The sequence below is a fragment of the Salipiger bermudensis genome (assembly GCF_017309175.1).
In the GTDB taxonomy this organism is placed as follows: domain Bacteria; phylum Pseudomonadota; class Alphaproteobacteria; order Rhodobacterales; family Rhodobacteraceae; genus Salipiger; species Salipiger bermudensis.
This window is the reverse complement of sequence record NZ_JAEKJV010000015.1, coordinates 1-20798: the sequence shown is the minus strand read 5'-3', so window position 1 is coordinate 20798 and position 20798 is coordinate 1. Positions and strand designations below refer to the sequence as shown.

Sequence of the window (20798 nt, the reverse complement as noted above, 5' to 3'; positions counted from 1 at the left end):
GTCTTGCTCACCCTGTGATCATGCACAATTGAAAAGAGTCATTTCCGCGGCAGTTGGCATGGACCCATTGCAACCGTGAAGGTGAAATGCGATTATTTACAAATATTTCATATGTTTAAGGGAATTTCAGGAAGCTGTCATCGGTCTGTCATCTTGCGTCACAAAACTGAGAGGTCGACGCATTAGGGTGTCTGGTTTTCCCTGCGAAGCGCTCCGGTTTTCCCGTTTCCCGCTTCCCGCTTCCCGCTTCCCGGCAGGCAACGCGGCTCTGACCGGTATGGCTGCAAGCAGGCCGACAGGGTGGGCAGAATGTCGTTGGAGCGGCCGCCCTTACGCCGAGCAGCCGTGGAAGCGCCGCGCTTCGAAGGCGTCGAAGAGGTCCCGCGGTCCCATCTGCCCGCCCTTGAGCATCACCCGCATGCGATCCCTTTGCGGAGCGGCGTGGCTGGCGACGCAGATGCAGACGCCCGGGGCAAGCGTGTGTTCGAAAGCGAGTGCGTCGAACCCGAGCTGTGCGCAAATGCGGCTCGAGGTGTCGCCGCCGGCAAGGCCCAGATGCCCGACCTCGGCGCGGTCCAGCAAAGCTGCGACGAAGGCGGCGCATTGGTCGGCCAGCGCATCGGGGGAGAGCCCGTAATCGGCTTCGGGCAAGAGATGCACGAGCGTCGGTGTGCCGGCGCTCAGAAGCTCCCGGGCCGGTGGGATCAAGGCCCCCGACCGCAGGGCCTCGGGCGTGAGGGCCAGCTTCGTGTAGCTGCTGGCTTCGGCGACTTGCGTCGCCGTGGTCTGCGAGCGGCTGCCGGCGAAGAGCAAAATGTTGTTCGAGGCAGGAGGGAGCACCGCATTGGAGGGCTCCCGATGCGTCCCGGCGCCGAGGATTTCGGCGACGGAACTTGCGCCAACCAGAAGCTGCCGTCCACCGGCGAGGCGCAGGGCTTCGGCGATCCTTGGAAGGTCGTCCGCATGGGTGGCGTCGATCAGGGCCGGACCGGCGCGCAGGGTCTTTGCCACGTCCTCCGGGGTGCGGAGATCCGAGACCGAGATCAGGGCGAGCCCGTCCAGTCCCTGCGCGGCAAGGTGTCGGCGCAGGTCGGCCTCCCGCATCGGGGTCACCGGGTGCCGGCTCATGATCGGATGGCGGTCGATACGATGGGTCTCGCCGTCGGGTCCGCGGGCAAAGAGCGTGCCGAAGGCGCAATGGCGACCAAGGCTCGGCTGGCCGCCGATCACCGCCACCACATCCGGCGAGAAGCGGTCCGTTAACTCCTGCGTCACGGCGCCGATCGACCCCACCTCGGGCGCGGAGTCGAAGGTCGAGCAGACCTTGAAGTGGATCACCTGCGGCGCCTCCGCCGCGACCCGTGGCCAGAGGCGGGCGATCTCGTCCCGGGCGCGCGCGGGCGCCAGAGAGCGCAGATCCGTGGGCAGGCCGAGCGCCTCGAGCCCGTCGCTGCCTGCGGCACCCAGCACCATGCGGGCGCGCATACCGGCCCGTTCATAGGTCGCGAGGCTGTCCGACGCGCCGGTGAAGTCGTCGCCGATGAAGACGATCCGCGCGCCCATCTCAGGGCGACCCGAAGAAGTCGAGCGCTGCGGCCAGCGCCGGGCGGTCGGCCGCACCCTCGGCCAGCGTTCCCCCCGAGCGGAGCACCTCATATGCCTCGCGCAGCGAGGCGATGCCTGCGTCCGGCCCCTGCGGGTGGGCGAGGATGCCGCCACCACACATGAACATCAGGTCGGAGGACTGCGCCGCCGCCAGCGTCTGCGGCAGGGTGCCAGCCCACTGGCCCGATGAAAACGCGGGCATGACCCGGTCATCGGGGCCGTCCTTGCTGAGCGCTGCGAGGCAGGCGCGGGCGGCGTCGGTGACTTCCTCGGCGGTGTCGACGAACTTGCCGCCGATGCCGTGCACGTGCATGTGGTCGATCCCCGTCAGCCGGAACAGCGCGTGATACGCCTGAAATCCCATCCCAAGCAGCGGATGGCGGCTCATGGCGCCAAAGCCGTTGCGATGGGCGTGGATCGCAAGCGGGGTGTGGGTGCGCAGGCTTTCCATGCCCGAGAGGCCGCACCAGTTGAGGCTGGCCATGACGCAGGAGCCGCCCTCGCGCGCCACCAGATCGGCATGGCGGCGCATGGCGTCGGTCTCGTCGGTGATGTTGAACGCCATCATCACCTTGCGCCCGGTGCGCTCCTGCCACTTGCGGATCACCGCCATCACGGCGGGCACCCGCTCGGCCAGCGGCGCGATGTCGGGGTTGGCGCAAACCTCGTCATCCTTGATGAAGTCGACGCCCGCGGCGCAAAGCTGATCGACCAGCGCCGCGATGTCGTCCGGTCGCATCCCGACATTGGGCTTGATGATCGTGCCGAAGATCGGTGTGTCGGTCACGCCGAGGCTTTCGCGCGTGCCGGCGATGCCCTGTGCCGGGAGTTCAAAACGCGTCCGATAGGCCGCCGGGATCTCGAGCGAGAGCAGCTTCAGCCCGGTGATCTCACCGATATCGAAGAGGTTGCCCGACACTGTCGCCGCCAGCGTCGGCAGGTTTCGCCCGATATTGCCGGTCGGAAAGGCGATGCGGATGCGGGCGCGGCGGAACGGCCCGGCAGGCTGCTTGCGCGCGATGTAGGCCGAGTGCAGCGTCGGGGCATCCGCGTGGTCCAGCTCTTCGATCGAGAGCACCTCGGCGGCGGCGCGGGCGCGCAGCTCTTCGGTTTCTCCGGCGACGCGCACGAAGGTGCCCGAGCTTTGCTCGCCCGCCATCATCGCCGCCACGTCGGCGAGCGGGTAGGGGGTTTCGAGCAGGTATTCGGCGATGATCCGTTCCATGCCGGCCTCAGAGCTTGCTCAGGTCGGGGAAGGGGCGCACAGGGTCCGAGCCGTCCCAGCCCTCGGAGGCGGTGCGGATCATGTCGAACATGGTGCCCTTGGGGCCCAGCACCTCGGAAAGTTCGATGCAGGTGCCGGGGTGATGCTCCTCGGCGAAATAGGCGAAGCGCCCGTTCTGGCCGACGCAGCCCGACATCTTCACGGTGAAGCCGCGCTCCAGCATCCGTTGCAGGTCGGTCTCGTAATCCGTCGTCCAGAAGGCCACGTGCTGCAACCCGCGAAGTCCTTTCTGCATGTAGTCGCGATACATCGAGGGAACGTCGTTGCGGGTCTGGATCAGCTCGACCTGCATGGCGCCGGAATTGGCCAGCGCGACCGAGTTGTGCGGCTGGTAGCTTTGGCCATCGTAGAGATAGTCCTCGATCGGAACCTGCGGATTGTAGAACCACGGGCCGACGCCCATGGTCTCGGACCAGTATTTCATGCCCGCCTCGATATCGTCGACGACGTAGCCGAGCTGGCGGATGGGGCCAAGAAGGGTGCTCATTGGGAACCTCAGTTCATCAGGGTTTCGGGGAGCCATGTGGACAGCGCCGGGACGGCGGAGACCACGAGCAGGGACAGCAGCAGCGGGATGAAGAACGGCATCACCCCGGCGATCACCTGGGTGATCGGCATGCGCGAGATGATCGAGATCATGTAGAGGCTCATGCCCACGGGCGGGGTCAGCAGACCGATCATCAGGTTCAGCACGAAGACGATGCCCAGCTGCAGCGGATCGACGCCGGCGGCGGTCAGTGCCGGCGCCACGATCGGCGCGATGATCAGGATCGCCGCGATGCTCTCCAGCGCCATGCCGACAACCAGCAGCAGGACGTTGACCAGCAGGAGCAGAACGACCGGGTTCTCCGAGACGCCAAGCAGCAGCGCCGAGACCTTCATCGGCACCTGGTCGAGAGTCAGGACCCAGGCAAAGAGCGCGGCGGTGGCGACGACGAAGAGGATGTTGGCGCTGGCCTCGACGGTCTCGCGCAGGGCGCCGATCACGGCGCGGCCGCTCAGGCTGCGATAGATCGTGAAGCCGATGAATAGCGCGTAGGCCACCGTGACGCCCGCCACCTCGGTGGGGCCGAAATAGCCGCTCATCAGGCCGCCGATGAGCAGCACGGGCGCCATCAGCGCGGGGAACGAGATCACCGCTTTCTGCGCGATCTCGCGCGGTTTGGCGCTGACTTCGTCGCGCGGCAGGCCCTTGACCCGGGCGATGATCGCCACCTGCACCATCAGCAGCGCGGTCAGCAGCAGCGCGGGGACGATGCCCGCCAGCAGCAGCTTCACCGCCGAGACATTGGCGACCGAGGCGTAGATGATGATCGGGATCGAGGGCGGGAAGATCGGCCCGATGGTGGCGGCGGCGACGGTGAGACCGGCGGCAAACTCCTTGCGGTAGCCCTGCGCGGTCATCTGGTTGATCTGGATCGCGCCGAGCGCACCGATATCGGCCAGCGCCGCGCCCGAAACGCCCGAAAAGATCAGCGAGACGAAGACGCTGACCTGCGCCACCGCGCCCCGGATGCGGCCGAAGAGCATCCGCACGAGATCGAAGAGATGCGTGGTGACGCCGGTTGCGTTGAGCAGCGCCGCGGCGAAGATGAACAGCGGCACCGCCAGCAGCGGAGAGCTGTCGAGCGCGTTCAGGCTGCGCTGGGCCAGCACCGAGACCGGCAGCCCTTCGGTGACGATGACCACGGCGGCCGAAAGGCCGAGGCACACGGCGATCGGTGCGCCGAGTGCAAGCAGCACGGCGAAAATGCTCAGAAGGATCAGGCTCATGTGGGTTGTCCGGTCTCGTCGCGGGGATCGTGATAGTCGGCGCTCGGGTCGCGGCGGCGCAGGGCGCCGAGCAGCCGGTGAAGGGCCACCGCAAAGAGCAGGAGGCTGCCGGTCAGCGCGAGGCTGTAATAGACCCAGTTCGGCACCCGCAGCGCCGGGGTCAGGAACTTGCCGGCGCGCGGCAGGAACTCGGCAAAGCTCCAGAGCATCAGACCGGCGAAGGCAAGCGTGGCGAGGTCGGCCACAAGCACCATGGCGCGGCGCGGTCCGGGCTTCGACATGTCCGGCAGCATGGTCACCGCGACCATGACCTGCCGGCCCGCAAGCGCGGGGACCGAGACGAACACCAGGCCGATGCAGGCGAAGCGCGCCAGTTCGTCCGCCCAGGGCAGGCCCAGGTCGAGGAAGTTGCGCGCCGCCACCTGCAGCACCACGAGCGTGGCCATCAGCGCCAGAAGCGCCATGCCGAGCCAGATGCCCGCGTTGGTGAGCCGCGCGAGAACCGCGCGGCCCGTGGCTTTGGTCGGGGGCGTGCCCGGCATCAGCCGACCGCCGCGATCTTGGCGTAGAGGTCGCCGTATTCGCCGCCAAAGCGCTCGTCCACCAGCGCGCTGACCGAGGCGCGGAAGGCCTCGAGATCGAGCCCGTCCTCGGCACCGATCACGGTCATGCCGAGATCGCGCAGCTTCTGGGTCTCGGTCTCCTCGTTGTCGAGGATTGCCTTGGTGGCCTTCTCGCGGGTCTGCTGCGCGGCTTCGCGCACCGCGTCCTGCTCGGCGCCCGACATGCCCTGCCAGGTGTCCTCGTTCATCACGACGACCTCGGCGTTCGACATGTGGCCGGTCAGCATGAGGTGCGACTGCACCTCGTAGAGCTTGACGTTGAGCACCACGTTGACCGGGTTCTCCTGTCCCTGCACGACGCCGGTGGCGAGTGCGGTCGGCACTTCGGACCAGTCGACCGGCACGGCGACGGCGCCCATGCCCTCGACCGCGGTGGTGTAGATCGGGAACGGCACGGCGCGGATCTTGGTGCCCGCGAGGTCCTCGGGCGACATCACCGCCTTGTTGCAGGTCAGGTTCCGGCGGCCGAAATAGTGCGCATAGATGACGCGCACGTTGGCCGCGGCGATCAGCCCCTCGTTGAGCTCCTGCATCACCGGGCTGTCCACGTCGGTCACCTTCATCAGGTGGTCGACGTCGCGGTAGAGATAGGGCGTGTCGAGCGCCGCGAACGGCTGGTAGAGCGAGCCGAGCGCACCCGCCGTGTTGTGCGAGAAGGCGATGGTGCCGAGCGAGACGGCCTCGGCGAGCTCCTGCAGCTTGCCGAGCTGGCTGTTCGGGAAGACCTGCACCGAGATATCGCCGCCCGAGCTCTGCCCGAGCGCCTCAGCGAACCAGTCGGCCTGCGCGCCGGCGACCGACGCGACCTCGTTGTTGTGGCCATACCGCAGGCTTCTGGCGGCAAAGGCCGGGCGCGCGATGAACGGCGTCGCAAGCGCTCCGGCGCCGGTGAGCAGCAGGCTGCGACGGGACAGTCCCTTGGTGGTCTGCATCTGATCTCCTCCCTGAAGTTTTGATGCTTTTTGATGTGTATCCCGCGATGTGTCCGCAAGTTTTACATCAGATGGGTAGCTATTGACGAAAGCTATCGTTTTGCACCAGCATCAGTCAAAGCAAATAAGATGATGGGTTTTGAGGTTTATTGATGGGCTCAGGCGGCGAACATCCCGCGAGCGAGCGGCCGCAGCAGGCCGACGTGGCGGCGCGGGCCGGCGTGTCATTGGCCACCGTTGACCGGGTGCTGAACCGCCGCAAGGGGGTGAAGGAGCGCACCCGGCAGCGGGTGCTCGAAGCGGCGCGTGAGCTTGGCTTCCTGAGCGAGACCGAGGAGGCGCGGCTCGGCAACGCGCGTCCGCTCAATATCGTCGTGTTGCTGCCGGCGGGCTCGAACCCCTATCTCCGGCTGCTGGGAGAGCGTCTGCGCGCGCGGCTCGAGCGCACCGGCGCGGACGGGCCGGCGTTGCGCTGTTTCTTCATCGAGAGCTTCAGCGCGCAGGCACTGGCCGAGGCGCTGCGCCGGAATGCCGGCTGGGCCGACGGCATCGCCTTTTTCGCCATCGAGCATCCGGTGGTGCGCGAGGCCGCGGCGGAGGTGGCTGCCACGGGCACGCGTCTCGTGTCGATCGTCTCGGATCTCGGCTCGGTTCCGGGGATACCGCATGTCGGGCTCGACAATCGCGCGGTGGGGCGCACGGCGGGCCTGCTGATCGGCCGGCTCTCGGGCGGCAGGGCAGGGGCCGTCGCGCTGGTGGCGGGCTCGCGGCACTACCGCGCCCATTCCGAGCGCGAGGCGGGCTTTCTCAGCATCCAGGAAGAGCTGTTTCCCCAAATGCGCGTCCACGGCATGCGCGAGGGGCATGATGACGCCGCCGAGAACTACCGGCACACGCTCGCCCTGCTCGATCAGGTGCCCGATCTGGTCGGGATCTACAACGTCGGGGGCTCCTCCGGCGGCATCACCCGGGCGCTGCGAGAGCAGGGCCGGCAGGATGTGATCTTCATCGGCCATGGCCTGACGCAGGACACGAGGAAGGCGGTGCTCGAGGGCACGATGGACGCGATCTTCGATCAGGATCCGGACACGTTGCTCGACCGGGCGGTGGCGTGCCTGAATGACCCCGCCACCACCGCCCGGCCTCTGAAGCTCGACATCTATTTCAGCGAAAACCTGCCCTGAGCCTTCCTTGGGCGCTCACCTTGGGCGCTCAAACCCCGGATCGCCCTGCTTGTGTGGGACATGACGCGGCACCCTGCCGTGGTGCCGCCAGAGCGCCGACCGTCTCTGCCTTCAGAGCCGGGCGCGCCCCTCGAGCATCTGGCGCGGGGGCAAGCTGCGTGGTCGGGTCCTAGGCCATCACCCGACTTCGGGTCTGTTTCCAGGGCTTTCCGCAACGCGTGCGCGTGGGTTAATCACGAAATCTTCTCTTGGTGAAATGCCATTCTTTATGTAGAACGGATTCGCGCAGGGGTTGCCACTTGATCGGAAACGACATCCGAAATCGAGATCGGCGCGCCTGCCAGGGAGGACAATCTAACACAAACAGCCATTTGCATTTTGCGCGTGGTTGCGCCCGCAAGCCTAGCTTTGCGGGACCGGCGACGCACACGCGACATCGCGCGAGGCCTTGGCCCTGCGCATGACGTCAAAGCCTGTTCGAAGGTTTGACCCGACGCGCAATTGCGCGGCAGCGGGCCGGGGAGACTGATCCCCGCCCAATCGCCCCGTCAGGAAAGCGGGGCCGGAGAGGAGGATCACGATGACCAGACGTTTCACCCTTGCAGGCGCGATTGTTTCGCTTGCCTGTCTTGCGATGCCCGCCGCGGCCGAGGAGCACACCATTGGCGCGATTTTCCCGCTCTCGGGAACGAACGCCGTCTACGGCGATGTTTTCATGTCGGGGGCTGACCTTGCCGTCGAGCACATCAACGCCGACGGGGTGCTCTCGGGGCCGCTGTCGATTGCCTATGAGGACAGCCAGGCCCTGCCGCAGCCTGCGGTCGTCGCGATGACGAAGCTGGTGAACGTGACCGGCGTGCCCTACACGCTTTCCGCTTTCACCGGCGTCTCGAAGGCGATCTCGACGCTGGCCACCCGCAACTCGGTCGTCGGGGTGAACGGTGGCGGCGTGGGGCCGGACCTCGCCGAGCTCGGCGATTACTTCTGGAACGTCATCCCCCTCGCCAATCTCGAGATGCGCGCGGTGGTGCCGTTCCTTGTCGAGGAGCGTGGCCTGAAGAGCTTTGCGCTGGTCTATGTCGACGATCCGCTGGGCGACGCCATGCACGAGGAACTCGAAACGATCCTGCCGGAAGTGGGCGGCGAGCTCGTCGACAGCTTCTCGGTGCCGACCACGGCGCAACAGTTCTCCGGGGTTGCGGCGCAGGTGCGCGCCTCCGGGGCCGACGTGGTCTATGTCGCGAGCTACGGCAACCAACAGCTCCAGATCGTCAAGCAACTGCGCGACAACGGGGTCGATGCCCAGCTCGTGGCCTATTCAGGCTACGCCGTGCCCGACGCACTCGCGCTGCCGGAATCCGAGGGCATGATCATCACCGGGCAGGGCGTCGATTTCGACAGCGAAGACGCGGTGACGAAGCGGTTCGTGGAGGACTACACCGCCAAGTTTGATCGCGCGCCCACCGCTTACAATGTCAACTATTACAACGCCGTTCTTGTCTACGGCGCGCTTGCGGCTGCAATCGAGGCTGAAGGTGGAGAGGTGACCGGCGAGGCCCTGCTCGAGGCGCGGCGCGCCACCGAGAGCTTCGATCTGGTCGGCGGCACCGTCTCCTTTCAGGACAACGGCACGCTGCTCTTCCCGATCCAGGTGAAAGAGATCCGCGACGGCGCCGCCCATGCCCTGACCTCCGTGACCTTCGACTGAGGTAGGCGACATGCTGGCGATCCAACTGGCCATCACCGGGCTGCAGACGGGCGCGCTCTATGCGCTCACCGCGGTGGGGTTCTCGCTGATCTTCGGATCGACGCGGATCTTCCACTTCGCGCATGGCGCCACCTTCGTCATCGCGGCCTATTTCTTCTATGGCGTGTTCGGAGCGGGGCTCGGCCTGCTCCCGAGCATCGCCGCCGCGGGACTGGGCGCGGTCGCCTTCGGGGTGCTGCTCGACCGTCTGGTCTACGCGCCGATCCAGCGCCACGAGGGGTCATTCTTCACCGTGTTCGTCGCCTCCTTCGGGGTCGGCATCGTGGTGCAGAACCTGATCGGCATGGTGTTCGGGCGCGGCTTCGTGACGGTGAACACGCCGCTTTCACGTTCGGTCGAGATGATCCCGGGGGTTTATGTTTCGCCGCTGGCCTGGATCGCCATCCTGTGCACGGCGATCTTCCTGGGTGCGTTGCAGTTCTTCCTGCGGCGCACCCATACCGGCATGGCGCTGCGGGCGCTGGCCGACAACCCCGAGCTGGTGCGCACCTTCGGGCTGAACCCGCGGATGATCGCGGCGACCGCCTTTGCCGTGGGGTCGGTTCTGGTGGTGCCGGCGGCGATCATCACCTCGGCGACCACCGGGCTCAACCCGGCGATCGGCCACCACGTGATGCTGATCTCGCTCGCGGCGACCATCGTCGGCGGCATCGGGTCGGTGTCGGGCACCATGCTGGCGGGTCTGCTGCTGGGCCTCGCCGAGAGCCTCGCGCTGCTGGTGGTAGACAGCCAGTGGACCGAGGCGGTGACCTTCGCGATCCTCTTCGCCTTCATCATCATCCGACCCGCGGGCCTGCTTGGCCGGGCGACGGCGCACTGAGGGGGAGCCAGATGGAAGCCTATATCTTCAACCTCGTGAACCTGATCGCGATCTACGCGATCCTCGCGGTCACGCTCAACTTCATCATGGGCTATGCCGGGATCTACTCGCTCGCACATGCGGTCTTCTTCGGGCTGGGGGCCTACACCTCGGCGTGGGTGGCGCAAAACGTGCATCCGTCGATCCTGCTTACCATCCCGGCGGCGATGATGGCCTCGGCGGCGCTGTCGCTTTTGCTGGCGCTGCCGGCGCTGAGGGTGCGCGGCGAGTATTTCGTTGCCGCCTCGCTGGGGCTGCAGGTGCTTGCCGTGACGATCTTCTCGGAATGGAAAAGCTTCACGGGCGGCATCGGCGGCGTGCTGGCGATCCCGCCGGCGAACGTGTTCGGCATCGAGGTGTTCAAGCCGGCGCATTTCGCCATCCTGTCGGTGGTCGCGCTGATCATCGTCATGGCACTGATCAACGCGCTGGTTCACTCGAGCTTCGGGCGCAACCTCCGCGCCATTCATGACAGCGAAAGCGCCGCCGCCTCGTTCGGGAAGAACGTGCCGATGATCAAGACCATCTCGGTGGTGATCTCGGCGGCGCTCGCCGCGGTCGCCGGAGCGCTCTACGCCAGCTATCTGAGCTTCATAAATGTCGAAAGCTTCACGCTCGACGCCTCGGTCCTGGTGATGGCGATGGTCATCATCGGCGGCACCGGCACCGTGGCCGGGCCTATCGTGGGCGCGGCGCTGCTGATGCTGCTGCCCTCGCTGATCTCGTGGTTCGACTTCCTGCCGCAGACCGAGATCGGTGCGCTGCAGCAGATCATCTACGGGCTCGGCATGACCTTGCTGATGATCTTCCGCCCCGGCGGCATCGTGGGACGGAGGGCCAAGGCATGAACATGACAGCGTCCGCAAACGATGAGCCGCTGATGCAGATCCGCAACCTCGACAAGAGCTTTGGCGGCGTGAAGGCCGTGGATGATGTCTCGATGGATCTGCGCGCCGGGATCGTCACCACGCTGGTCGGGCCCAACGGCGCCGGCAAGACCACCTTCTTCAACCTCATCACAGGAAACCTGACCCGCGACGGCGGGCAGGTGACGTGGCTCGGCCGCGACACCGCGGGCATGAAGCCCTACCGCATTGCGCGGGCGGGCGTGGGGCGCACCTACCAGGACCTGCGACTGTTCGATGGCATGACGGTCTGGGAGAACGTGCTCAACGCCACCGAGCATGGCGCCTTTCCGGTGCCGATCTCTCGCGCCCATCGCATCGCGCGACGCGAGCGGATCGAGCGCGTGCTCGAGCGCACTTGCCTTGCCGATAAGCGCAACACGCGGGCCATTGATCTGGCCTATGCCGAGCGCAAGTTCCTGTCGATGGCGCGGATCATGGCGACCGAGGCGAAGCTCTGGCTGCTTGACGAGCCGGCCTCGGGTCTCGACCCGAACTCCTACGAGCGCTTCCTGGCCATCCTGCGTGAGGACGTGGCCGAAGGCGTCACCGTCTGCATCATCGAACACAACCTCGACATCGTCATCGGGATCTCGGACCGGATCGCCTTTCTCGACCGCGGGCGTCTGCTTGCGGATGGGGATCCGCACACCGTGATGAATGATCCCGAACTGGCAAAGATCTATTTCGGAGACCGGGAATGAGTGCCGTTCTTGAAACCCGTCAGGTCGCCGCCGGATATGGCGGCCGGCCCGTTATCACCGGCATCGACGTTGCGCTGCAACCGGCCGAGGTTCTCTGCCTCATCGGCCACAACGGCGCTGGCAAGTCGACACTGCTCAAGACCATGTTCGGGCTGATGGCGCCCGAGGCAGGCGAGGTCCGGATCAATGGCGAGCCCGTCTCGGGGCGCTCCCCGCGCGAGATTGCGGAGATGGGCGTTGCCATGGTGCCCGAGGGGCGCGGGGTCTTCCCCTCGCTCACTGTGACCGAGATCTTTGCGCTGGGGATGCACGCAACCGGGGTGCCGAAGGCCGAGCGCGCGGAGCGCGTCGACTGGGTGCTGGGCATCCTGCCGGTGATCCGTGAATTCATGCATCGCCCAGCCTCGACCCTGTCCGGCGGGCAGCAGCAGATGGTCTCGATCGGGCGGGCGCTGTTGTCGCGGCCGCAGATCCTGCTGATGGACGAGCCCTCGATCGGGCTTGCGCCGAAGCTCTTCCAGGACCTGCTGGCGCCGATCCGGACGTTGCAGCAGCGCGAGGGGCTGTCGATCCTGCTGGTCGAGCAGAACGTGCGCGAAGCTCTCAAGATCTCGGACCGCGCGGTGGTGATGAAATCCGGGCAGATGATCTGGGAGGGCGGTCCGGATGAACTCTCGGACAACGAAAAGCTGATGGAGCTCTACTGATGCAGGACGATCCGACCTTCGACGGGCTGATCGCCGAACGGCTGGCGCGCGCAGAGGTGCGTCCGGTGCTGGTGACCGGGGACGGCCTCGAAATCTTGCCCGACGCCTTCGAGCGCATGGTGGGGCAGGCGGCCGCGTGGCTGCAGCGGCAGGGCATCGGGGCAGGGGATGTCGTCGCGATCTGGCTCTCGAACCGCCCGCAATGGCTTGCGCTGCTCTTTGGCGCGGCGCGGATTGGTGCCATCGTCGCCGCGGTCAACACACGCTACCGCAGCGCCGAGCTGCACCACATCCTCGCAAGCTCCGGTGCGCGGCTGCTGATCTTCGAAAGCGCCGACCGCCACGCGGATTTTCATGCCATGATCGCCGAGCTCGACCGCGAGACCCTGCCGGAACTCGCGGCGCTCGCCGCCATCGGCAGCGGAGAGCTTGCGCCGGTTCTGGGACTGGAGGTGGCGCATTGCGCCTTCGACGATCTCGAGCCGCTGCCGTCGCAGGGCGCGCGCGCCTCCGATCCCGTGCTGCTCTTCACCACGTCAGGAACGACCTCGAAACCCAAGCTTGTGCTGCACACGCAGGCCAGTCTCGCCCGCCACGCGCGCAACTCGGCCCGCGCCTACGGCTTCGATGGCGAGGGCGCGGCCTATCTCGCGGCGATGCCGTTCTGCGGCGTCTTCGGCCTCAATCCGAGCTTCGCGGCACTCGCGGGCGGGGCGCCGATCCACCTGATGTCGGCCTTCAAGGTCGGCCCTGCCCTGGAGATCTGTCGGCGCGCCGGGATCACCCATTTCTGTGGCTCGGACGAGATGTTTCGCCAGATGTGGCAGGCGGATCGCGTGGCACTGAGCCGGGCGCGGCTCTGCGGCTACGCCTCGTTTACCCCGGGGCTTGGCGGTGCGTTGCAAGAAATGGCCGAGGCCGGGCTGCCGCTGGTCGGGGTCTATGGCGCCTCCGAGGTCAACGCGATCTTCGCCATCCAGTCGACCACGGCGCCGATTGCACAGCGGCTTCAGGGGGGCGGATATGCGGCCGGCCCGGGGGCCGAGATCCGGGTGCGCGATCCCGAGACCGGTGCGCTTTGCGCCGATGGCGAGAGCGGGGTGCTCGAGATCCGGGCCGACACCAACTTCTCGGGCTACTATCGCAACCCCGAGGCCACCGCGCGGGCGATCGACGCCGAGGGGTTCTTTCGCTCCGGCGATGTCGGCCAACTGCGCGGCGACGGCAGCTTCGTCTACCTCGCACGCAACGGCGACTTCATCCGCCTGTCGGGCTTCCTGACCGATCCCGCCGAGATCGAGGAGGTGATCGAGACCGCCGATGGCGTTGCCAAGGCGCAGGTGGTGGGGGTCGCCCATGAGAGCAGGACCCGGCCCGTGGCGTTCATCCTGCCGGAGGAGGGGGACGCCCCCGATCCCGAGGCGGTGCTGGCGCATGTCAACGCCCGGCTTGCCCATTACAAGGTGCCGCTGATGATCGTCCCGGTCGAGGCCTTCCCGACGACCGAGAGCGCCAACGGACTGAAGATCCAGAAGGCGCGGCTGCGCGATATGGCCGAAGCCCGCCTCGCAGGAGAGAGCGCATGAGCCACTCGATGTTCTACGGCGACTTCGAGCCCGGACAGGTTTTTGTCAGTCAGGGCCGGACGATGACGGAGACCGACCTTCAGATGTTCTCGATGCTCACCGGGGACTGGAACCCGGTGCACAATGACGCGGAATTCGCCAAGACGACGAAGTTCGGCCAGCGACTGATGCACGGGGCGTTCGGCATCGGTCTGGGGATCGGTCTGATGCATACGCTCGGGATTTTCGAGGACAGCGCGGTGGCCCTGCTCGACGTGGCGGAATGGAAGTTTCTCGAACCAGTCTATATCGGCGACACCTTGCATCTTCGTCTCACGATCCTCGACAAGTCGCTCGGGACGTCGGGCAACACGGGGCGCATCGGACGCCGCTTCGAGCTGATCAATCAACATGGGCGCCCGGCGCATTCCGGCCGCGCCGACGTTCTGGTGCGGGTCCACCGCCCGGTCGGGTAGGGCAAGGCGGCCCTATCGCGTTGGGAGAGCACTCAATAGGGGTGAGCAAGAGCCTGAGTCTGTCGGTCGAGTTGCGGTGTTAACTTTGGAAAGCTCGCCTGAAGCTTCGACGATCGCGCCGGGCGCGCGGATCTTCAGCTGAGCCTCTTGCACCGGAGCGGCGGGTGCCGCGAGAACGGCCCATGTCTCCGGCATATACGCCGACATCCGACATCGCGACACGCGTCAGTGCCCGCGCGTCGATGCCCGTGGCGGCGGCAAAGGCCGGGATCCTCTCGATCGGCATGCGCATCTCGCCGGATTTGAGCATGGAGATCACGTTGCCGCGCTCGAGGCCCTTCTGAGACTCAGCTCGGTGCCGATCTCCCGCAGGGTCTTGCCGCTTGCCTCGACGGCGTCGGTGATCATGCGGGCGGTGGGGTTGGGCGACTGTGCCTATGATGGTGTGACGCGGTCCCAGAAGGCCGACTTGCGCCCATGCGCAGTGCGCAGCTGCTCCACGAAGGCCCTATGCTCGGGACGGCCTTCATAGTCGGATATTGCAGCGTCGGCTGCGGCGCAGGCGTCGAGATGGCGCGCGGCGTGGCCGTAGCGGGTCGATCGTGCGCGCTTCAGTGCGAACTCGATCATCGAGCGCCAGATCAGAACTGCGGCCAGCGGGTGGGCGGAGGAAAGCGCCTCGGCGGTCGGGGTGAGGATCTCGTAGGTGTCCCCATCGATCTCGTCGGATCGGCTGAGCACCAACTGCGCTGCCAGCATCGTGTCCGGCCAGGACAGGCAGAACGCCAGGCCAGCCTCGATGGGGGTGAATGCCAAGACAACCTCGCGGGCGCGGTCTTCGGCCTCAACATCCTCGAAGTCCGGAAGGCGTTTCAGGAGGCGACGAAGCGCATCGGGGCAGAGGCGCCGCTCGAAGCGGGCCCAGAGCGCCTGGCGTAGCTCGTCTTCTCGTCCCAGTGCTTCAAGGCAAGCGAAGTGAGCCTCGTCCAGCTCCGGCGTGTCGAGCCATAAGCTGTCGCGCGCGTCGCGGTTCAGCGCGTTCTCCACAACCTGAAGTGCCTCCTCCGCACGCCCCGCCTTGAGCAGGCGCGCCGCAGCGTCCGGGGCGATGGTGTGATAGGTCAGCTGCTCGGCCGTGTAGCGTGCGAGCCATGCGTCGGCGTCGCCTTGAAGATCGGCGACGTCCTGCAGGATCATCTTCGATGTATGGTCGCGGCGATCCCGAGCGAGCTCTTCCTGCCTGTCGGGATCAGAGACGAAGTCATAGATTTCCAGCTGCGCGTCGGTCAGTGGCATTGCACACATTTCTTCGGCGAGCGCCTTCAGTCGTTCGAGACCTGTTTCGCCGAGTGGCTTGGCGAGAGCCGGCACGACATGATCGAATTCGCCATAGCCGTTGTCCCGTAGCGCGTCGAAAATCATCTCCGCGAGTTCGATCGGTTCCTTGCTGATCTTGGGGGAGAGGCGTGCGATGGCGTCCATCGCATCATCCATGACGTCACCGATCAACCCGTTGCTGTCATCGGTCCGCTCGTGGATGCCTGGCGCGAGATAAAGCAGATCCCAAAGGAGTTCGAAAGCGAGGTCCGGGCTGTCGGGGCCGATCCGGGTTTCGACCAAGGTGACAAGGTCGGTGAGTTCCTTCGCAAACTTCTTCTGTGTCTTCCATGAGATGAAACTCTGGGATCGGCGGATCGAGGCAAACCGCTTTCGAACATCCGCCGCAGCCTCCTGCGGGCTTTGGTCGGCCGAGAGCACCATGCGCACGCGCCGCTGTCGCGCGGCGTCGCCCTTCACGGCCTCGAGCAGCAGCTCTGCCAACGCGTCCGCACCGAGTTCGACGAGATTCTTCTTGTTGAGGGCTTTTCTGGCCATCGGGCACTCCTTCTTCACTTGTAAGTGCCGGATGCCCCCGAGATGCTCAACCCTTTCACCGGCGCAGGGCAAGGCGACCGCGCTGGAGGTGCATCTCTATGACAGGCAGGCGCTGACCGGGGCCTTCTTGATCCCGCAGGAACCGGATGACGTCGAGGCGCTCGGCGGGGTCGTCGCGGAACGCATCCTCCGCGACTGTGCCCGCCGGTCATTGCGGCTCTCGCAGATGTCTCTGGCGCCGACCGGCTGGTATCGGTCGGGCTTTTGGTGCGTAGCCGGAGCAGGTGCGGGTTGGCTGCGAGCCTCGGCTGCGCGATGGGACGGAGGGGGGAGGGATGTGCTCCGTTTTCTCTCCTTTCCTCGCACGCGACGCGCCTCTGTATGCCTTGCGCAGACACGCGCTCTCCGGATCGCGAGACTGAATAGTCTGTGCAGCACCCGGGTTGCTTCGGCGGCTTTGAATGTTGCCAAGGCCACTGTCGCTTCGCACTATGGTCGACAGCAGAGGATGGCCGGCGCGTCGGCCACGCAGGTTTCGCCGCGACGCGGGGCTCACGCTGGTCTCGTCGCATGTACAGGAAAGCCAGATGTCCCGTTCCGTGCTCTCACCCAATTCAGCTCTGGCCTCGTTCGAGATCCTGATCGACGGCACCCGGCTTCGCGACGATATCGTCGTCCGACGGATCGAGCTTCAGCGTGGTCTCAATAGCCTGCCTTCTCTCCGCATCGAGATCGAAGACGGCAGCCGCTCGGACCAGACCTTCGCGCATAGCAGCTCGGCGCTCTTCGTGCCGGGCGCCGAGATCGTGCTGAGGCTTGGCTATGACGGGCAGACCGCCGACGCGTTTCAGGGCATCCTCCTGGCCCAGACCATCCGCATGGCAGCCGAGCGTGGATCGGCCCTGATCGTCACCTGCGGCGACATCGCGCAAAAGCTCGCGCGCCTCGCCGTGCCGGACCCGCACGAGGGCACGGCCGACGACGCCGTGATCACCGCACTCCTTCGCGACGCCGGGCTCGGGCAGGATATCGCCCCGATGCCCGGGAGGTCGGCCCGCGAACTCTGGCAGGGTGACACCGCCTGGGAGGTGATGCTGCGCATCGCCGCGGCGAACGGGCTGGTGGTGACGGTCGCGAACGGGACGGTCACCATGGCGGCGCCGACGTTTGCGGCACCGGCTCTGAGCGCGACCTTCGGCGAGGACGTCATCGGCTTCGAGCTCACGATGGATGCCGCCACGCAAGATGCCGCAGTGGTCATCGAGGCCTACGATCCCGAGGGCCATGACCGGATCACCGCGCGGGGAGGGGAGCCCTCCGTCAACCTGCAGGGAGACCTGACCGGCGATGCGCTTGGCAAGGTTCTGGACGTTACCCGCCGGATCTCCAGCGGCTCCGCCATGCATCCCGACACTCTGCAGGTCTGGGCCAACGCGATCATGCAGCAAAACCGCCTGTCCCGTTTCCGCGGCAAGATATGCCTGCCGGGCAATCTCGGGCTGGTGGCAGGAGAGCTGCTCGAGCTCAAAGGCCTCGGCACGCGCTTTGACGGCAATGCTTATATCGGCGCGGTGCGCCACGTCCTCGCAGGCGGCGATTGGCAGAGCACGGTGACCGTGGGCGTGTCAGATCGGGACTGAGGGGGTGACCTGCCCCCTGCCGGTCCCTCATTCATAACGAGAGTCTGCAGGTTGGATTTGGGTATTTGGCTTCATCGTCTTGCGCAAGCGCGCCGGGCGCGGAGCCCTCAAATTGCTCAAGCGTCCGGCGCGCTTGCTGCGGTGTCTGGTTGGCCAGGGACGAATGCGGCCTGACCGTGTTGTAGTCGTAGCGCCACAGAGCCACCTTTCGCCGCACATCGTCCAGGTTGTCGAAGAGCTCCTCGTTCAGTAGTTCGTCCCTGAGGCTGCCATTGAAGCTTTCGATGAAAGCGTTTTTCTGGGGTTTGCCTGGATCGATGTAATGCCAAGGCACCGCGTTCTCATCGGCCCATTTCAGGATCGCCCGACTGGTGAACTCTGTGCCGTTATTGCCAACAATGCAGCCGGGCTTGCCGTAGACCCGGATAAGGGCGCTGAGCTCCCGGGCAACCCTTGCCCCGGAGAGGCTGGTGTCCGCCACGAGGCACAGGCATTCGCGCGTGCAGTCGTCGATCACGGCTAGGATCCGGAACTTCCGCGAGGCACCGAAGCTGTCGGATACAAAGTCCACCGATCCCGCTGACCGGCAGCGGTTTGCCTGCAAACCGCGAGAGAGGGCGCGCGTTGACGCCCGCGGCCGATGGCATCGGGGTTCTTGTGCCACGCGCTCGCTTGCGACCGCGCCGCCTTTTCACGGACAGCCCTTCCTCGCGGTAGATCCGGTAGAGCGCTCCGCCCTACAAAAGGTCCCCCGGACCTTTTGCTTTACGGGCTACGATGTGGTTCATGCTCATGCCCTTGCGACGGGCTCGCCGCCCTAGTCCAGTCCACGCTTGCCGAAGATCCTTTCACGGGGACGGTATTTGTCTTTCGCTCGAAGCGGGCCGACCAGTTGAAGATCTTGTTCTGGGACGGCAGCGGATTGGTCATGACTTACAAGCGCCTGGAGGAAAGCACCTTCACCTGGCCTGCCATCCGCGACGGCGCCATGACCCTGAACCGGGCGCTGTTCGAAGCCCTGTTTGCAGGCCTGGACTGGCGCCGGGTGCGATCACTGGAGGTGCGCCGTCCGGCTGTGGCAGAGTGACTCGGCCTGGGGAATATCCGCGCAGGGCGGTCTGAAGCGCGGTATCATCCGGCCGTGTCCAGCGCCCCGCCCATCGACCTGTCCGCAATCCCCGAGAGCCAGCGCGCCGCTGTTCTGGCTCTGCTGCAGGAGCGTGACGCGCTGAAGGACGCGAACCGGCGGCTGGAGCATCTCGTGGCCTGTCGTGCATGGCAAGCGGTCCGAGAAGCTAAGTGAGGACGACCGGCAGCTGGCCTTCGAGGACCTGGAAACGGCTGTCGCCGAGGTCGAGACCCGCAAGGAGCAGGCCGCACCATCCACCACGACGCCGCGCCCGGCACGGCAGCGCAACCTCGGCCATCTGCCTGCGGACCTGCTACGCATCGAGCGCGTCCTTGAACCCGCGATCCTCGATTGCCCCTGCGGCTGTGGCCGCATGCACCGGATCGGCGAAGATCGTACAGAGCGCCTCGACATCATCCCGGCGCAGCTTCGAGTGCTGGTAGACATCCGACCGAAGTATGCCTGCCGCATCTGCTCGGATGGGGGCACCCAAGCCGTCGCCGCGCCCCGGCTGATCGAGGGCGGGATGCCGACCGAAGGGGCCATCGCACACGTGCTGGTCTCAAAGTTCGCGGACCACCTGCCGCTCTACCGCCAAAGTCAGATCTTGGCGCGCTCCGGCATCCAGATCGACCGCAGCACCCTGGCGGATTGGGTCGGCACCGCCGCCTTCCACCTCGGCCCTGTCGTTGATCGGCTGATCGACGACCTGAAGGGACCGACCAAGCTCTTCATGGACGAAACGACGGCTCCGGTGCTGGACCCCGGGCGGGGCCGGACCAAGACCGGCTATCTCTGGGCCTTGGCGCGCGATGACCGGGGATGGGGCGGAGAGGACCCGCCCGGCGTGGTCTTCACCTACCAGCCCAGCCGCGCAGGCGCCCATGCCGAGCAAATCCTGCAAGGCTTCGACGGCATCCTCCAACTGGATGGCTATACCGGTTACGATCGGTTGACGCGCCCCTCCCGGAAGGGCGGCGCACCGATCACTGTCGCCCATTGTTGGGCACATGCGCGTCGCAAGCTGAAAGAAGTCTTTGATCGGGATGGCTCGGAAATCGCGGCTGACGGCCTCCGCCGCATTGCCGAACTCTACCGCATCGTGGCCGAGATCCGCGGCATGGGCCCCGGTCAGCGCTTGTCTGCCCGCCAGACCCGCAGCGCGCCCCTCGTTGCCGAGTTCGGTGACTGGCTGCAGGCACAGCGCCTGCGTATCTCGGTCAAGTCGCGGCTGGGTGAAAAGCTGACCTACATCCATCGCCAATGGGGCGGTCTGCAGACCTTCCTCCACGATGGCCGCGTCGAGATCGACTCCAACCCCATCGAAAACCTGATCCGCCCGATCGCCCTGACAAGAAAGAACGCGGTCTTCGCCGGCCACGACGAGGGCGGTCGCACCTGGGCCCGCATCGCCTCCTTGATCGCCACCGCGAAGATCAATGGCGTGGAACCCTTCGCTTATCTGAAGGCGACCCTCGAAGCGATCGCCGCCGGTCATCCGGCCAGCCGGATCGACGAGCTCCTGCCATGGAACTTCACCCCGTCAAGCTGAACTCACGTGGGCCCCAGACACCGGTTACTTATCTGCGCCTCGGTGAAACGGCTCTTTCGCATATGCCTGCTCCTTCAAAGTTGGCGCAGACTCTACAGATAGTGCCCCACGGCATGGTGTAGGAGCGTCGACCTTCGGAGAGGTCCGGGCCTGATCAGGATGCCACTGCGGGCAGCCTGACGGTTGGATTGTCGGTGACGCGGGCCAAGGTTTCAA

At 66.0% G+C, this 20798-nt stretch carries 17 protein-coding genes and 2 pseudogenes; 11 read left to right on the top strand and 8 right to left on the bottom strand.

Annotated features, from left to right (window positions below; translation table 11 throughout):
• Positions 1 to 330: 330 nt before the first annotated feature.
• Genes JF542_RS18110 through JF542_RS18085 form a run of 6 tightly spaced genes read right to left on the bottom strand, consistent with a single transcriptional unit; the run spans position 331 to position 6218 of the window.
• Positions 331 to 1563 (bottom strand): four-carbon acid sugar kinase family protein, encoded by a 1233-nt coding sequence (locus tag JF542_RS18110; protein WP_207076870.1) that lies wholly within the window; start codon positions 1561 to 1563, stop codon positions 331 to 333.
• A 1-nt stretch (position 1564) separates the two neighbouring features.
• Positions 1565 to 2830 (bottom strand): RuBisCO large subunit C-terminal-like domain-containing protein, encoded by a 1266-nt coding sequence (locus JF542_RS18105; RefSeq protein ID WP_207076869.1) that lies wholly within the window; start codon positions 2828 to 2830, stop codon positions 1565 to 1567.
• 7 nt (positions 2831 to 2837) lie between these two features.
• Positions 2838 to 3377 carry a VOC family protein gene (locus JF542_RS18100; RefSeq protein WP_007798975.1) on the bottom strand — a complete coding sequence of 180 codons (540 nt, stop codon included), beginning with the start codon at positions 3375 to 3377 and terminating at the stop codon, positions 2838 to 2840.
• 8 nt (positions 3378 to 3385) lie between these two features.
• Positions 3386 to 4663, bottom strand: a complete 1278-nt coding sequence (locus JF542_RS18095; protein WP_207076868.1) for a TRAP transporter large permease — start codon at positions 4661 to 4663, stop codon at positions 3386 to 3388.
• Positions 4660 to 5205 carry a TRAP transporter small permease gene (locus JF542_RS18090; RefSeq protein ID WP_207076867.1) on the bottom strand — a complete coding sequence of 182 codons (546 nt, stop codon included), beginning with the start codon at positions 5203 to 5205 and terminating at the stop codon, positions 4660 to 4662. Before JF542_RS18090 ends, JF542_RS18095 begins: the two co-directional genes overlap by 4 nt.
• A complete protein-coding gene (locus JF542_RS18085; protein WP_207076866.1) occupies positions 5205 to 6218 on the bottom strand; it encodes a TRAP transporter substrate-binding protein in 1014 nt (337 codons plus the stop codon). Before JF542_RS18085 ends, JF542_RS18090 begins: the two co-directional genes overlap by 1 nt.
• A 152-nt stretch (positions 6219 to 6370) precedes the next feature.
• On the opposite strand from JF542_RS18085, the gene JF542_RS18080 reads away from it, so the two are divergent.
• The 8 genes from JF542_RS18080 (at position 6371) to JF542_RS18045 (ending at position 14386) form a co-directional block, all read left to right on the top strand.
• The gene (locus JF542_RS18080; protein WP_207076865.1) at positions 6371 to 7402 is read left to right on the top strand and encodes a LacI family DNA-binding transcriptional regulator; all 1032 of its coding nucleotides are present in this window, start codon (positions 6371 to 6373) and stop codon (positions 7400 to 7402) included.
• A gap of 580 nt (positions 7403 to 7982) precedes the next feature.
• Positions 7983 to 9110: an ABC transporter substrate-binding protein gene (locus tag JF542_RS18075; protein WP_207076864.1), complete on the top strand. Its 1128-nt coding sequence runs from the start codon at positions 7983 to 7985 to the stop codon at positions 9108 to 9110.
• Positions 9111 to 9120: 10 nt separating this feature from the next.
• Positions 9121 to 9990, top strand: a complete 870-nt coding sequence (locus tag JF542_RS18070) for a branched-chain amino acid ABC transporter permease (protein WP_007798987.1) — start codon at positions 9121 to 9123, stop codon at positions 9988 to 9990.
• Positions 9991 to 10001: 11 nt separating this feature from the next.
• Positions 10002 to 10877: a branched-chain amino acid ABC transporter permease gene (locus tag JF542_RS18065; RefSeq protein ID WP_207076863.1), complete on the top strand. Its 876-nt coding sequence runs from the start codon at positions 10002 to 10004 to the stop codon at positions 10875 to 10877.
• Positions 10874 to 11638, top strand: coding sequence for an ABC transporter ATP-binding protein (locus JF542_RS18060; RefSeq protein WP_207076862.1), 765 nt, complete (start codon positions 10874 to 10876; stop codon positions 11636 to 11638). The genes JF542_RS18065 and JF542_RS18060 overlap by 4 nt, the downstream gene beginning before the upstream one ends.
• The gene (locus JF542_RS18055) at positions 11635 to 12345 is read left to right on the top strand and encodes an ABC transporter ATP-binding protein (protein ID WP_207076861.1); all 711 of its coding nucleotides are present in this window, start codon (positions 11635 to 11637) and stop codon (positions 12343 to 12345) included. Before JF542_RS18060 ends, JF542_RS18055 begins: the two co-directional genes overlap by 4 nt.
• Positions 12345 to 13931 carry an AMP-binding protein gene (locus tag JF542_RS18050; RefSeq protein WP_207076860.1) on the top strand — a complete coding sequence of 529 codons (1587 nt, stop codon included), beginning with the start codon at positions 12345 to 12347 and terminating at the stop codon, positions 13929 to 13931. Before JF542_RS18055 ends, JF542_RS18050 begins: the two co-directional genes overlap by 1 nt.
• A complete protein-coding gene (locus tag JF542_RS18045; protein ID WP_007798996.1) occupies positions 13928 to 14386 on the top strand; it encodes a MaoC/PaaZ C-terminal domain-containing protein in 459 nt (152 codons plus the stop codon). Before JF542_RS18050 ends, JF542_RS18045 begins: the two co-directional genes overlap by 4 nt.
• Positions 14387 to 14821: 435 nt before the next feature.
• Here JF542_RS18045 and JF542_RS18040 read toward each other — a convergent pair whose 3' ends face one another.
• The gene (locus tag JF542_RS18040; RefSeq protein ID WP_207076859.1) at positions 14822 to 16261 is read right to left on the bottom strand and encodes a DUF6880 family protein; all 1440 of its coding nucleotides are present in this window, start codon (positions 16259 to 16261) and stop codon (positions 14822 to 14824) included.
• 587 nt (positions 16262 to 16848) lie between these two features.
• On the opposite strand from JF542_RS18040, the gene JF542_RS18035 reads away from it, so the two are divergent.
• Positions 16849 to 17901, top strand: coding sequence for a phage late control D family protein (locus tag JF542_RS18035; RefSeq protein ID WP_207076858.1), 1053 nt, complete (start codon positions 16849 to 16851; stop codon positions 17899 to 17901).
• Between the two features lie 31 nt (positions 17902 to 17932).
• On the opposite strand, the pseudogene JF542_RS18030 reads toward JF542_RS18035, so the two are convergent.
• Positions 17933 to 18629: pseudogene (locus JF542_RS18030) on the bottom strand (integrase core domain-containing protein); the annotation flags it as partial.
• On the opposite strand from JF542_RS18030, the gene tnpB reads away from it, so the two are divergent.
• Together tnpB and tnpC are read left to right on the top strand one after the other, a co-directional pair.
• On the top strand, positions 18542 to 18988 hold the full coding sequence (gene tnpB, locus JF542_RS18025) for an IS66 family insertion sequence element accessory protein TnpB (protein ID WP_242533822.1): 447 nt from the start codon (positions 18542 to 18544) through the stop codon (positions 18986 to 18988). The pseudogene JF542_RS18030 and the gene tnpB overlap by 88 nt on opposite strands.
• A gap of 54 nt (positions 18989 to 19042) precedes the next feature.
• A pseudogene (gene tnpC, locus JF542_RS18020) lies at positions 19043 to 20582 on the top strand (IS66 family transposase).
• Positions 20583 to 20798: the final 216 nt, after the last annotated feature.